The sequence below is a fragment of the Bacillus sp. JJ1521 genome, assembly GCF_036965165.1.
GTDB lineage: Bacteria > Bacillota > Bacilli > Bacillales > Bacillaceae_L > Ferdinandcohnia.
This window is the reverse complement of record NZ_JBALOX010000203.1, coordinates 10,442-10,679: the sequence shown is the minus strand read 5'-3', so window position 1 is coordinate 10,679 and position 238 is coordinate 10,442.

Genomic DNA, 238 nt, shown 5'->3' with positions numbered 1-238 from the left:
CGAAATCACTATATTTCCATTTTAAGACCCTAGCGCTAATGTACTAAAACCAGATTTTTTGGCATATTAGTTTATTTAACGAAATATCATAAGGGTGTGCTAATTTTAAGAGTAGTTTTTGCTTTTGCAAACATCAAGGAGGAACTTCAATGAAAAAATGCTATGGAACACGCGAAGCGATTGTCGTGACGTCTCTTGCAGCTGGATTTTTCTTTGGCGCCCCACTTGCAGCAGATGC